Origin of the sequence: Bifidobacterium pseudolongum subsp. pseudolongum DSM 20099 (assembly GCF_000771225.1) — a bacterium.
Taxonomy (GTDB): domain Bacteria; phylum Actinomycetota; class Actinomycetes; order Actinomycetales; family Bifidobacteriaceae; genus Bifidobacterium; species Bifidobacterium pseudolongum.
In genome coordinates this window covers 36,335-50,610 of the sequence record NZ_JDTZ01000010.1, presented here as the reverse complement: position 1 = coordinate 50,610, position 14,276 = coordinate 36,335, and the positions used below count along the sequence as shown (strand labels likewise).

Genomic DNA, 14,276 nt, shown 5'->3' with positions numbered 1-14,276 from the left:
TCTTACTGTCGCGCGCTCAGCCGCGGCCCCGCTCCCTCTGACAGCGTGACACGGCTCAATCCCCGTCTTCGAGCTCCCGCTTGTGCCGGATCACGAGGATCACCGCCGCGAGCAATGTGAGCAGCCCCAAGGTGATGGGCCATGCATTGCTCACGCCGGTTGCGGCGAGCGCCGGCGCCTGCGAGCGCGGCGCCTCGGCTTCGGGCTTCCGCTCTGGCTCCGGCGTGGCTTCGGGGACGCTCTGTGGCACGGGTTCCATCTGCACCCGCACGCGTTCCTGCGGGTCGGCGTATGAGCTGGTGGCGTCCTGGACACGGCCGTCTCCGGCGAATTCCCAGACGAACACGTACCAGCCGGGCCTTTCTGCGAGGATCTCCACAGGCTCGCCATATGCGTCCGGCGCCCCTGCCCCGACATGGATTTCACCGTTGACGGCCTCGTATTCCCATGTGCCGATGAGTGTGTGGTGGTCGTCTTCTTCCGGCTCCTGCGCGTCGGCGGGTTCGTATGCGCTGTCGGCCCACCACACGCGCACCTGTGCAAATGGCGCGTCGGTGTCTATGCCGTGCTCGTCGCTGCCGGCCCAGTCGCCGTGCTCGTCCGGGAATCCACTGACGTGTATCACGTCGGCGATCTGCGCGCCCGGCTGCACGGTGGATTCCACGACGCGCGACGCCACGGTGAGCGGTGCGCGCACGGCGTGCGTTTCGTTCGGCTCCATGAATGGGGTGATCACGTCGCCCGTGAGCAATGCGCGCACGTCACTGCTCTGCCGTTCGCGTTCGATCGCCCAGACCCATGTGCCGAATCCGCCATGTTCGGCGAGGTAGGGTTCGTCCGAACCCGGCTCGCGCATGCCCTGCACATGCACTGTCTGCCCGCTGGAATCGAATGTGGCTTCGGCGAACGCGCACGGCTCGTAGCCGGTGCGCGCCAGCTGCTCGAGGAATTCGGGCGCGGCGGCGTGCGCGTTGGGCACATACCGCTCCCCCAACGCGTGTATGGGCAGACCGCCGAAATACCAGCCGCGTGCGTGGATTTGCGCGCCGCGTGGCCATGCGCCGCTGCCAGACAATGCGCTGACCTGCACGTCGTCGGTCACCGGCGCGCCGGTGTCGATTGATTTGGGTGAGGTCCGCGTGGTGATTGTGGGGTTGAATGAATAGCGCACCGGTATGGTGACCTCGTCGATCGCCTGCATATGGCCGCCGCCGAGCGTGACCATGTCTTGGGTGCTGATGATGCGGTCGATGGACGGCACGGTCGCGCTGCCGGTCACGGTCACCGGGCCATCGCCGGTGGCGTGCCATGTGATGACGGTCGTATAGTCACCCGATGTGCCGGTGACCGTGGTCGACCCGTTGCCGAAGCGCGCCGGTCCGTCGATGGTGAGGGTGAATGGCACGCCGGCCACTGTCCCTCCATTGCCGTTGCGGATATGCAGGCGGACATTGCCGGTGCGCGTGACGGGGTCGTACTCCAGTTCCGCCGTCATCGTCTCCGGTACGAGCTGCGGCGCTTCGGCGAGCAGTTCGTCCACCCGCTCGAACAACCGCGGGTATTGCCGCAGTGTCTCGCGGTTCGCGCCCCACCCCGCGCTGCCGGTCGTGTCATCGAACGCGTCGTGCACGATGATTGCGAGCGCCGTCTGTGTGTAGTCGCTGTTGTGCACATGCTGGTATTTGCGCAGCAGTGCCGCGATCCGCCGGTTTTGCGGCGAATCGGGCAGTGGCGAGACCGCGTTGACCCGCAGGCTCGTGGGTCTGGTTTGCTCGATGCAGTAGTATCGTCCGCCTGCCGAATCGTAACCGATCGGGCCGATCCAATAGGTGGAACCGTTGTGTGTATAGAGGAAATAGTCCTCGGATTTGGCCGTGGCCAATGTTTCGCCCGGCGCGGCCACCGCCGCACTCCATGGTGCCGCCAAGGCCAATGCCACCGCCACGCAGGCCGCCAATGCCGCGAGGAACCGCCTGTGCAACGGTTCCGCTGGCCGGGGTTGTTGTGTGCCATATGCCGTCATGATAATCCTTTCCGTAGCTCCATTGCCAAATCCATGGGCGGCCCGCTCCGTTGCGGGGCCCGATGCATGTGCCATCGAGCATGGCGCCGCAGCCCTTGGGACGAAAGCGGGAAGGGGTGGTGTGGTCGGACGGCCGAAGGAATCCCGAAATGTGGATACAGTGTGGTGTGGAGGAGCAAACAACCCATCCACATAGCGCCTAATTACTGCACGGATTATCCACATTCGTTCCATATAAAAGCCCAAATAGCGGAACCGTTTACACCTCTGTAACGCCATTCATTCGTTCATGCTCCTACAATGGCAGCCATGAGAGAAACCACCAGCGCCGAAGAGCGCACTCAGGACCAATCCACCACAGCAACCCGCACCGCGCGCAAACCGCGCACCGCCGCCAAGAGCCGTACCAAGACTTCCGCGAAGGCTTCGGGCGCCATGCCGCCCACACCCATCGCCGCCAAGGAGCCGAACCTGTTCGGCCGCGTCAACATCCTTGATGTGCGCCCCGACGCGCAGGATGCCGTGTTCCCCGCCCGCGTGGAGCTCGGCGAACCTTTCACCGTGAGCGCACAGGTGTTCCTCGAAGGCCGCGCCACCGTGCGCGCGACCGCCGTACTGAAGAACCCGCGCGGCCGCGTGATGGCCCGCGTGCCGATGACCCAAGCCAATGCCGGCCTTGACATCTGGACCGCCATGCTGCAGGCCGGTTCCCCCACCGACCTGGCGCCGTGGGACGACGGCTTCGCCGACGTGCTCGGCCAGCTCGGCAACTGGAAGGTCGCCATTGAAGGCTGGGCCGACACCTACACCGATTGGGTGCGTGACGCCACCGCCCGAGTGAACGCCGACGCCGGCAGTGCCGACGCCGAAGGCGCGATCGTGCGCGGCTCCGAGATCCTCACGCGCTGGGCCGCCACGCGCGACGCCGGCTTGGACGCCACACAGCGCAAGATGCTGCGCGAGACCGCCAAGCAGATGCTCGACGCGACGATCCCCGCCGCCGAACGCCTCGCCATCGCGCAGATCGATGAGATCGAGGCCCTGCACACCACCAATCCGCTGCGCGACGGACTGACCGCGGGCCGCGACCGCGTGTTCCACGTGGAACGCCCCAAGTCGAGCTGCAGCGCGTGGTACCAGTTCTCCCCCCGCTCCGAAGGCGCCACCGTCAACGAACGCGGCGAAACAGTGCCCGGCACGCTGCGCACCGCCATCAGCGGACTTGAGCGCGCCAAAAGCGAAGGCTTCACCATCGCTTACCTGCCCGCCGTCTTCCCCATCGACCACAGCGCGCCGGACGCGCGCCTGTTCGCGGTCGGCACCGCGGCCGGCGGCCACGACACCGTGGACCCCGAGCTTGGTTCGATGGACGATTTCAAGGCCTTCTGCGCACGCGCGCATGAGCTCGGGCTCGAAGTGGCCCTCGGCCTACCGCTGCGCTGCGCACCCGCCCACCCGTGGGTGGCCGCGCACCCCGAATGGTTCCGCCGAAACGCCGACGGCTCGTTCGTGCACGCACTCGACGAGCACGGCAATCCCGAACCATTCTACGAACTCGACTTCGACAACGACCTGACCGGCCTTGAACGCGAGGTCGAACGCATCATCGACGTGTGGATCGGGGCCGGCGTGACCGCGTTCCAGATCGACGAGCCGCAGACCGAACCGGCGCGCTTCTGGCAGGACGTGCTAGCGGCGGTCACGAAGAAGCACCCCGAAGCACTGTTCCTCGCCGAGGCGTTCAGCCGCCCGGCGCTCGTGCGCGCGCTCGCCTACGCCGGTTTCACGCAGAACCACAGCTATTTCCCGTGGCGCAACACGAAGGAGGAGCTCGAGGCGTTCCTCACGGAGACCAACGGCGAAGGCGGCTTCTACCAGCACAACACGTTCTGGCCCGCCACACCCGACGTGCCCAGCGATTACCTGCGCGACAACGGCGTGGCCGGCCACGCCGTGCGCGCGGTGCTCGCCGCGATGGGCTCGCCGAGCTGGGGCATCACCAGCGGCTACGAGCTGATGGATACCAACGTGGCCGCGGACGGCGCTTCCACGCCCGGCGCCGAAGTCCGGATCCGAGACTGGAGCAGCGCCGTGGATTACGGCATCGCCGAACTGCTCACCGCACTCAACCGCATCCGCGCCGGACACCCGGCCACGCACAGCTACCACACGCTGACCGTTCTGCCCAGCGCCAACCCGGCGATCGTCGCCTTCGCACGCCAGACACCGGCTCAGTACACGGCGGACGGCAAGCCCGACACACTGCTCATCGTGGTCAATCTCGACTGCTACCACGAGCAGCAGTCGTCGATCCATGTGGACCTCAACGCGCTTGGGCTGCCGGTCGACCGCACGTACCGCGTGCGCGACCTGCTGACCGACCGCACGTTCGACTGGAGCTGGGACAACTTCGTCTCGCTGGCCCCGTGGGCCGACGTGGCGCACATCCTGAGCGTTGAAGACTGAGCTCGACCGGGCGCATACCATACACCTCGCGGCGTATGCGCGGTGTATGGTTGTAGGGGTATCAACTCAACCCTAAGGAGAATTACCATGGCAGAGACCTTCAACGTCGTTGTGGAGATTCCGCGCGGATCGAAGAACAAGTACGAAGTGGACCAGGCTTCAGGCCGCGTGTTCCTGGACCGCACGCTGTTCACCGCGATGGGCTATCCGGATGACTACGGCTACATCGACGGCACCCTGGGCGAAGACGGCGATCCGCTCGACGCACTCGTGATGCTTCCGGATTCGGTGTTCCCGGGCTGCATCGTAGAATGCCGCGCCGTGGGCCTGTACCACATGGTCGACGAAGAGGGTGGCGACGACAAGGTGCTGTGCGTGCCGGCCGATGTGCGCTACGACAACATCAAGGACATCGCCGACGTCTCCGAGTTCCACAAAGCCGAGATCAAGCACTTCTTCGAGCAGTACAAGGCCCTTGAACCGGGCAAGGAGGTCATGCCCGGCGATTACTGGGCGGATGCCGCCACCGCGGAGAAGGAAATCAAGGAATCCCGCGAACGCCTCGCCCAGAAGCAGGCCGCCGAGCACGACGCGGACGTGAACGACTGAGGCACATGGTGTGGTCCGGCGGACCACACCCCCCTATGCGGTGGGCCCCGCCGGACCATGTGGTTCGACGGGGCCCATTAGTTCCTTATCTCGAGAGGCAATCGGCCATCGCTGAACGATTACACGAGCCACATTACCAAAGCGGCGATACCAACCAAAGCGCCCGTCAGCATTACGGGCAGCAATCCGAATCCGACCCACGCCGCGCGCGCGCCCGGCAGCGGCTGGGCCTCGCGGTACCACAGGCGTGACACCACGGCGAGCGCCACCGCCCCAACCACCACAACGGCCACGCAGACGATGCGCCACACGTCGGGCGCAGAGGCCTCATGGAAGAGCATCGGCAGGAAGCACCAGCCGGACGCGGCGATCGACGCCACGCCGTCGGTGACCATGTGCGCAAGCTGCACGATCATATCGGTGCGTTTCGGACGCGCCATCTGGCGGATGAACGCCGCGACGACGAGCACCACGAGCAGGCCGGCCACGCCCGCGCACCAAGCGGCAGCGCTGATATACTGCGCGTCATGCCGTGCGAACACGAACTGCCCCAAAAACGGCGTGGACGCGCACACCATGGCCACGAATCCGAGCACTATGGCAGTCACACGCCCGGGCACGCCGTCGCGCAACGGGCAGAAGAACGCGAAAATCATGATGATCGCCGCCACCGCGAACCCAGTGACCGAGAATGTGGACGACGAGACGGCGCCACTGCCGGGCAGGCAAGCGAGCCCGACGAGCACCACATATGCGGCCACCTGCACGGCGAGGGGCCACGCGAAGGGGCGCTGCGGCGCCTGGGCGCGCATGTCGCTGTGCGGCTGGGGAACGGATTGGGTTTCGGTCATGATCGTCACCTTCGAACCTTGGGGGTGTTGCCTGCAGCGCTGGGCGCGGCGGCGTCCATATGCGCACCACACTAGTCTCGCCCCATCACAACGCCGCCGCCCCACACATGCAGGCCGCCACCGCCAATCATCTCACCCGCGCGTTCTCATCGCGAAATACGGCTGCGCCGTTAGACTGGAACCCACTACACTATGGCCGAAGCGGTGTGACGTGCATGCCGCCGAGCGCCGCCGCGGGACCGACGCCGAACCGAAAACCAAAGGGGTATGAGCGTGATGGATCTGACCTTGATGACCACTTCCCCCGATCCGGCGACCGTGTTGCCGTCGCTCGCGCTGTTGTCGCACCGTGTGCGCGTGCTGCCTATGGATGCCGCGAGCCTGGTGAAGATGCCCGAGCAGACGATCCTGCTGCTCGACGGCCGCGACGACTTGGCGAACGCGAAAACGCTGTGCCGTATGATCCACGCATCGGGCCTGACCATGCCGATCCTGCTCATCCTGACCGAGGGCGGGTTCACCGTAGTCAATGCGGAGTGGGGTGTAAGCGACGTGATTGTGGCGAGCGCCTCCCCCGCCGAGGTGGAGGGCCGCCTGCGCCTTGTTTCGGAGCGCCGCAACACCTATACTGTGGCCACAAATGGCACGGCGCAGCAGGCCGACGCGCAGGAGGACGGCCTGATTCGCTCGGGCGAGCTCATTGTGGACACCAACGGCTACACCGCGAATCTGCGCGGTATCCCCATCGACTTGGCCTACAAGGAATTCGAACTGCTCAAGTACTTGGTGCAGCATCCTGGCCGCGTGTTCACACGCGCGCAGCTGCTGCAGGAGGTGTGGGGCTACGACTACTACGGCGGCACGCGCACGGTCGACGTGCACATCCGCCGTCTGCGCGCCAAGCTCGGCGGCGAATACGAGCATGTGATCGGCACCGTGCGCAACGTGGGCTACCGCTTCGACCCGCCGGAAGACGACGAGGCGCAGGAGCAGGCCAAAGAGGCCGCCGAACATTCCCCCGCCGAGAAATAACAGGCCCCACGGTTGCCGTCCACGGCACGGCGAGTACGCTTGCAGGCAGTGGCGGAAGCCGCGGGAAGGATCATGATGGCAACCGAATCGAAACGCGCGCGCACCGCGCGCATGCACCGCGAATATGCGGCATTGTGCGAGCTCATCCCCGTTGTCGAATGCCAGCTTGACTTCGGTTCGCCGTTCCAGCTGCTTGTGGCCACCGTGTTGAGCGCGCAGACGACCGACAAGCGCGTCAACCAGGTCACCCCGGAGCTCTTCGCCGCGTACGGGACACCGCAGGAACTCGCCGCCGCCAACATCACCGACGTGGAGCGCATCATCCGCCCGCTGGGCTTCTACCGCATGAAGAGCAAGCACATCATCGAACTGGCGCAGGCGCTCGTGGCCACCAACAACGGGCAGGTCGCGGAATCGATGGATGCGCTGACCGCTCTGCCCGGCGTGGGGCGCAAAACCGCGAACGTGGTGCTCGGCAACGCGTTCGGCGAGCCATCGTTCCCCGTCGACACCCACGTGATCCGCGTGACCGCACGCCTGCACTGGCGCGACGACTGGATGAAACCGAACGCTTCGCCCACAGACATCGAACGCGAGATCACCGCGTGCTTCCCGCCCGACACATGGACCGACCTGTCCCACCGGCTGATCATCTTCGGCCGTAACATCTGCATGGCGCGCCGGCCCGACTGCACACGCTGCCCGCTGCGGCGCAGCTGCCCGAGCGCCGCGCACTTTCTGGAACTCGAAGCCGAACGCGAGGCCGTGGCCATGCGCAAACGCCGCCGGCCGCGCGCGGCAGGCCGCCGGGCCCGCTAGACTCGGGGACCATGACCGATTGCAACCGTTCATCTGCCCGCCCATGGATCGTCTTCACCGTGGTGCTCGCCGTGCTTGCGCTCGCCGCGGGTGGCGCGTTCCTGCTGCTGCGCCCGCACGGCGGCTCGCCGTTCGGCGGCCGCCCGGGCGCGCACATCACCGTCGGCTTGCGTGACAAGCCGACATCGCTCGACATCTGCACGAACAGTGAACGCGCGGTGGAGCAGGCGCTCATCGACAACGTGTACCAGACGCTCGTCACGATGGACGGTGAACGCGCGATCAGCGCGAACGTGGCCGCACGCTGGAGCGAGTCGACCGACGGCCTGCGCTACTCGTTCCAATTGCGCGCAGGCGCCACATTCGCCGATGGCAGCCCGCTCGACGCGAGCGCCGTCGTCGCCTCGCTGCAGCGCACGATCCAGAACAAGCAGGTGGGCGCGGACGGGCTGGCGCATGTGGCGAGCGTGGAGAACCCCGACGGGACGACCGTCGTGATCACACTGCACGAGCCGAACCCGCGCCTGCTCGAGGCGCTCGCCGGGCGCGCGGGCGTCATCGTCAACCCGAACGCGCAGAACGCCGATTTTACGCGGCAATCGTACGGTTCGGGACCGTTCGCCGTCTCCGCGTTCACCGATGACGCAATCGAACTGACACGCAACGAGCACTATTGGCAGGACAAGCCGGCGTTGGCGCGCGTGACGCTGCGGTACATGCCGAGCGACGAGGCGCTCGTGAACGGCATGCGCGACGGTTCGCTCGACGTGGCGCTTCCGCAGGGCGCGCAGGCAGCCGGCGAGCTCGCGAAACTCGACGGCGTGCAGGTGCGCGACGGCGTCAGCACGCGCAAGACGCTCGTGGCGTTCAACAACGCCGGCAGCAGCCCGTTCTCCGACGAGCAGGTACGCCGGTTCACGCGCTTCGCAATCGACGCGGCACAGATCGCGCGCACGCAGCCGGACGCGAAAGAACAGTTGAGCGGGCCGATTTCGCAACTGCAGCCCGGGTATGAGGACCTCAACGCGCTGTTCCCCTTCGACCTGGCGCGCGCGCAGTCGATGCGCTCGTATTTCGCGGCCGGCTATTTCACGCCGTTCACACTGCTCGCAGACGACGCGCACCGCGATTTGGCGCAGCAAATCGTGGACGAGATGGCGGCGATCCCCCTGCCGGTCTCGCTCGAAGTGGTGAATGCAGCGACACTCGCCTCGCGCGTGGAGACCGGCGACTATACGTGCGCCCTGATCGAGATGGATGACCCGCACGACTACACGCGGTTCGTGGACGGCAGCGCGATGTTCGGCTACCAGAACGGCGCGGCGCAGGAACAGTACGCGAAGGCGCTCGCGCAGACCGACTTCGCGTCGTACCGCGAGCAGCTGCGCGCATTCGACCGGATCGTGGGCCAGGACGCGGCGAGTGCGTGGCTGTACACGGGCAAGGACGTGGTGGCGGCCCAGTCGCATGTGCAGGGACTGCCGGTGGATCTGACCGGGTGGCGCCTGCCGCTCGCGCACGTGCGCGCGTAGGCGGTTCCGCGGTTTTTCTAGAGCGGAACGCACGCGCGGTGATGTCACAGTAGCTTTTTAGACTGACGGGTATGACTGATAGCGAAGACATCTCCATCAGCGCCAATCTCACCCCCCTGCCCGACCGTGTGGGCGTGGACGGGCTTGAATCCAAGTGGCGCGACATCTGGGACACCGACGGCACCTATACATTCGACAATCCCGGCGAGCGCAGCGCCGTCTACTCGATCGACACTCCGCCGCCGACCGTGTCCGGTTCGCTGCACGTGGGCCATGTGTTCTCGTACACGCATACCGACATCATCGCGCGCTTCAAGCGCATGAACGGCTTCCACGTCTTCTACCCGATGGGTTGGGACGACAACGGCCTACCCACCGAGCGCCGCGTGCAGAACTACTACGGCGTGCGCGTGGACACCTCGCTCAAGTACGACCCCGACTTCAAGCCGCCGTTCGAAGGCACCGAGGGCAAGAAGATCCAGGCGAAGGATCAGGTGCCGATCTCGCGGCGCAACTTCATCGAACTGTGCGAAAAGCTCACCGCGCAGGACGAGGAGCGTTTCGAGGAACTCTGGCGCGAGCTCGGCCTGTCGATCGACTGGTCGCGCACCTACCACACGATCGGTGACCACGCGCAGCGCGTGGCGCAGAAGGCGTTCCTGCACAATCTGGAGCGCGGCGAGGCATACCAGCAGGATGCGCCGGGCCTGTGGGACGTGACGTTCCAGACGGCCGTGGCGCAGGCGGAGCTCGAATCGCGTGAATACCCAGGCTTCTACCACCGCATCGCGTTCAGTTTCGAAGACGGTTCACCGATCTACATCGAGACGACGCGACCCGAACTGCTGCCCGCGTGCGTGGCGCTGATCGCGCACCCCGACGACGAGCGGTACAAGCCGTATTTCGGCAAGATGGTCACGTCGCCGCTGTTCAACGTGAAGGTGCCGATCCTGGCCCATCCGGCGGCCGAGATGGACAAGGGCGCCGGCATCGCTATGTGCTGTACGTTCGGCGACCAAACCGACGTGGAGTGGTGGCGCGACCTGCACCTGCCGCTGCGTTCGATCATCCAGCGCAACGGCCGCATCGTCATGGACATGCCCGACTGGATCACCGACGCCGCCGGCAAGGCGCTCTTCGAGCAGATCGAAGGCAAGACAACGTTCTCCGCGCGCAAGATCGTGGTGGACGCGCTGCGTGAATCCGGCGACATGGACGGCGAGCCGAAGCCGACGACGCGTATGACGAACTTCTACGAGAAGGGCGACAAGCCGCTCGAAATCGTCACGTCACGCCAGTGGTACCTGCAGAACGGCGGCACCAACAAGGTGCTCAACGCCAAGCTCATCGAGCGCGGCAAGGAGCTGAACTTCCACCCCGACTTCATGCGCGTGCGCTACGAGAACTGGGTGCACGGCCTCAACGGCGACTGGCTCATCTCGCGCCAGCGCTTCTTTGGCGTGCCGTTCCCGCTGTGGTACCCGCTCAACGCGGATGGCGAGCCGGATTACGAGAACCCGATCACGCCGAGCGAAGACGTGCTGCCGATCGACCCGACGACCGACGTGCCGGCCGGCTACACCGAGGAACAGCGCAACCAGCCTGGCGGCTTCATGGCCGAACCCGACATCATGGACACCTGGGCCACGTCGTCGCTGACCCCGCAGATTGTGACCGGCTGGGGTGAGCCGGGCGACGACAACGAGGCGCTGTTTGCCTCCACGTTCCCGATGGACCTGCGCCCGCAGGGCCAGGACATCATCCGCACCTGGCTGTTCAGCACGATCGACCGCGCACAGCTCGAAAACAACTGCCTGCCGTGGGCCAACGCCACGCTCTCCGGTTGGATCCTCGACCCGGACCACAAGAAGATGTCGAAGTCCAAGGGCAACGTCGTGGTACCGAACGAGCCGATCGAGAAATACGGCGCCGACGCGGTGCGCTATTGGGCCGCGTCCGCACGACTGGGCCTCGACGCCACCTACGACGAAGGCCAGATGAAGATCGGCCGCAGGCTCGCGATCAAACTGCTCAACGCCACCAAGTTCGCGCTCGCGATTGGCCGTGAGGACGAGCAGCACCATGTGACGCAGGGCGCGACGGCCACGTGGCGCCCCCAGGACGTGACCGAGCCGCTCGACCGCGCGGCGATGGCCAAGATGTCGCTCGTGGTCAAGCAGGCCACCGATTACCTGAACAATTATGAGCACTCGAAGGCGCTCGAAGTCATCGAGAATTACTTCTGGCAGTTCTGCGACGACTACATCGAGCTCGTCAAGAACCGCGCCTACGGCACGGCCGACGCCACCGGCAATACGCCGAGCGAGGCGGCGGTGCTCTCGGCGCGCACCACGCTCGGCATGGGCCTCGACGCGTTCGCACGCCTGCTCGCCCCGTACCTGCCGTATTCCACGGAAGAGGTGTGGAGCTGGATGCACGCCGGCGAAGGCTCGGTGCACACCGCGCCATGGCCGAAGCCGCTCGCGTACGCCACGGCCGCGTTCAACGTCTCGCCCGACATTCTGGCGCATGCGGGCGCGACACTCGCCGCGCTGCGCGGCATCAAATCGAAGGCCAAGGTCTCGATGAAGACGCCGATCAAACGTGTGCGCCTCGCGGTGAGCGACGATGTGCGCGCCTCGATTCGCGCCGCGCTGAGCGACATCGCCGAAGCCGGCCGCGTGATCGGCGACTTCTCGCTCGAACGCGCGATCGAAGTGGTCAACAAGCTGCAGTCCAACGTCGAAGAGCCCGAAGGCGACGAATCCGAGACAATCGTCGTCGCCGAAAGCGAGCTCGGCGAGCCGCCGGCCAAGAAGCCGAAGGCGAAGTAAGCCGCAAGCCCGGTCCAGATGCATGAGGGGCGGGGTGGTGCCGTGTGCACCACCCCGCCCCTCATCGATATGCGATGGACGACTGCAGTCAGCGCAATGGGTTCGTGACGATCACCATGCGCGAGTCCAACAACGAGGCCTCCCCGCCGGATGCGGCCACTTGCCGCCCCAACGCGCCATTGGCGCCCATCGCGTCGGCCGCGGCAGAAAGCGCCGGCGCCATCGCCCCAATCTGCACGGTCTCGTCGATGAGGTATTGCGCGCTGGGCACGATCAGCTGGTGGTTCGCCAATCCGGAATACCCCAGCTGGGTGGCGAGCCGTTCACTTTCGGGAATCGCCCCGTCACTGTTCGTGTGCGTGTCGCTACCGCTTCCCTGCGTGGTCGCGGCTGTGCCACCGCCGAGCGATGTCGTGACGGAACCCGCGTATTTCGCCACATCGGCCGAGGCGTCGTCGTTCGAAGCGCTGACGAGCGTCGACATGTCATCGCCGCCGTTCGCCGAGCGCGCCTGCCGTTCCGCGGCGCGCGCGTCGGCGATGCGTTTCGCGCGCAGCATCTCCGCGCGGCCGCCGATCGAATGCGCGTACCAGTCGCGGTACGCCTGCTGGGCGAGCGGCGAATGCCGCAACGCCGGCTGCAGCTTGTTGATCGGCTCCACGCCGTCCGCGCCGGCCGAATCGCCGCCGAACCGCCCCGAGAACCGCAGCATGATCTGCCGTGCGGCACTGCCGGCGCCGGTGTGCTCGCGCGCGGCGGCGAGCGTATCCATCGCCGCGTTCACGTTCTGCATATTCCCACTGAGATTCGGGTCGGTGGTGTTGTCGGCGTTCGTCTGTTCGATCGCCTGCTGCTGGAACTGCGCGGCGGCGCCGACATCGCCGCCGGCAAGCGTGTCAAGATGCGCGGTGTAGGCGTCGGTGTACGCCATGGAATACGGAATCATGGCCTGCGAAAGCTGCGATTGGCCCGCGCTGTACTCTTTGGCGCCGAGGCGCGTCTGCTCGCCAGCGGTTTTCTTGAGCTCCTCGGAGAGCCCCTGCGTGCCCTGCTGGCGGATCCGTTGGATGATCCGGTCGACTTCGTCCGCGGCTCCGGTGTGCTGGTGCGCGTCGCTCAGCGCGTTGACGGCGGTGGCCAAACCGGTCACCGCGTGCGCGAGCGGCGTATCCCCCTTGAGTTCGCCGGCGGTGCCCATAAGTGCGCCGAGCTGCGTCTTCGTGCCGATCGAACCGGACAGATGGGTCGTGTACGAGCCGACGTAGGCGGCCATGTACTCGTGGAACGCGCGGCTGTGTTGTGTGGTCTGCTCGGCGATCGCCGATTTGGCGAGCGCACGCTCCTGGTCACGCAGCGTGGTGAGTGTGGCGATCAGTTCGGCGTGTGCGCCGTCGGCGCCCTGCGCGGCCGTATCATTGTTGACCGACGCGGTCAGGCGCCCGGATTGCGCGGCGAGCGTGCGCAGCACATCGGCATAGTGGTCGGGCGAATCGGCGGATAGCGCGGCGAGCACGACTGGGCTCATCGAGAACCGCGCGACTTCCGCGTATACGCGGAAGTCGACGGCTTCACCGGGGTCCGCAGTGGCCGCCACCACGGTGCGCTGCCCCGACTGGCTGAGTGAGACACCATTGTCGGCGCTGATGTCGGCGCAGTCGCGCGTGGGGAGCGTGAACACGACGACAGGGCGCAGTTGGCGTGCGAACCGCTGCATGTCGCCCTGCGCTGCGGCGTTGGGCTGCACGTGCACATGCACGCCAACGAGGCCACGCGCACCGCGCACCTGTGCGCCGCTGGCGCTCGGCCCGTCGAGCGTGTAGTCCACGCTCACGGTCCACGGCAGCGGCGTGTCGGTGGAGATGTGCTCGATCGCGCCTTCGCTGCCGCGTGGGGCGATGTAGAAGCGGCGCGCGTCGATGACCTCGGCCGTGGTGAACACGTCGTGCCCGGTGAAGCTCGCTGCGGCGTCCTGGGCCTCGAGCTGCCGGCCGGGCAGCGGTGTGGCGGTTGCCGACACCGCGGGCACTGCAGCCGCGAGCGCCACGCTCAGGGTGGCGCCGCAGATGCGTCGCAGATTCCTGTGCACGGTGTGGTCTCCGTTCGTGTCTCT

General features: G+C 66.3%; 9 protein-coding genes. 6 read left to right on the top strand and 3 right to left on the bottom strand.

Going from position 1 to position 14,276, the window contains the following annotated elements; translation table 11 throughout:
* Positions 1 to 55 precede the first annotated feature (55 nt).
* A complete protein-coding gene (locus OU02_RS06680) occupies positions 56 to 2,023 on the bottom strand; it encodes a hypothetical protein (RefSeq protein ID WP_152593163.1) in 1,968 nt (655 codons plus the stop codon).
* A gap of 300 nt (positions 2,024 to 2,323) precedes the next feature.
* On the opposite strand from OU02_RS06680, the gene OU02_RS06675 reads away from it, so the two are divergent.
* Together OU02_RS06675 and OU02_RS06670 are read left to right on the top strand one after the other, a co-directional pair.
* Positions 2,324 to 4,489, top strand: a complete 2,166-nt coding sequence (locus OU02_RS06675) for a maltotransferase domain-containing protein (RefSeq protein WP_033489492.1) — start codon at positions 2,324 to 2,326, stop codon at positions 4,487 to 4,489.
* Positions 4,490 to 4,576: 87 nt separating this feature from the next.
* A complete protein-coding gene (locus OU02_RS06670; protein ID WP_033489491.1) occupies positions 4,577 to 5,098 on the top strand; it encodes an inorganic diphosphatase in 522 nt (173 codons plus the stop codon).
* A 119-nt stretch (positions 5,099 to 5,217) separates the two neighbouring features.
* Here the strand turns inward: OU02_RS06670 and OU02_RS06665 are convergent, their stop codons facing one another.
* Complete coding sequence (locus tag OU02_RS06665) at positions 5,218 to 5,949, bottom strand: hypothetical protein (protein ID WP_033489490.1); 732 nt, start codon at positions 5,947 to 5,949, stop codon at positions 5,218 to 5,220.
* Between the two features lie 267 nt (positions 5,950 to 6,216).
* Here OU02_RS06665 and OU02_RS06660 point away from each other — a divergent pair, with 267 nt between their 5' ends.
* The 4 genes from OU02_RS06660 (at position 6,217) to valS (ending at position 12,166) form a co-directional block, all read left to right on the top strand.
* Positions 6,217 to 6,981 (top strand): response regulator transcription factor, encoded by a 765-nt coding sequence (locus OU02_RS06660; RefSeq protein ID WP_338069889.1) that lies wholly within the window; start codon positions 6,217 to 6,219, stop codon positions 6,979 to 6,981.
* 75 nt (positions 6,982 to 7,056) lie between these two features.
* Entirely contained in the window at positions 7,057 to 7,800 is a 744-nt protein-coding gene (gene nth / locus OU02_RS06655; protein ID WP_033489488.1) for an endonuclease III, read from the top strand.
* Between the two features lie 11 nt (positions 7,801 to 7,811).
* Positions 7,812 to 9,332 (top strand): ABC transporter substrate-binding protein, encoded by a 1,521-nt coding sequence (locus OU02_RS06650; protein WP_033489487.1) that lies wholly within the window; start codon positions 7,812 to 7,814, stop codon positions 9,330 to 9,332.
* 71 nt (positions 9,333 to 9,403) lie between these two features.
* Complete coding sequence (gene valS / locus OU02_RS06645) at positions 9,404 to 12,166, top strand: valine--tRNA ligase (RefSeq protein ID WP_033489486.1); 2,763 nt, start codon at positions 9,404 to 9,406, stop codon at positions 12,164 to 12,166.
* 88 nt (positions 12,167 to 12,254) lie between these two features.
* Here valS and OU02_RS06640 read toward each other — a convergent pair whose 3' ends face one another.
* Positions 12,255 to 14,252: a tubuliform spidroin gene (locus OU02_RS06640; protein WP_130095576.1), complete on the bottom strand. Its 1,998-nt coding sequence runs from the start codon at positions 14,250 to 14,252 to the stop codon at positions 12,255 to 12,257.
* Positions 14,253 to 14,276: the final 24 nt, after the last annotated feature.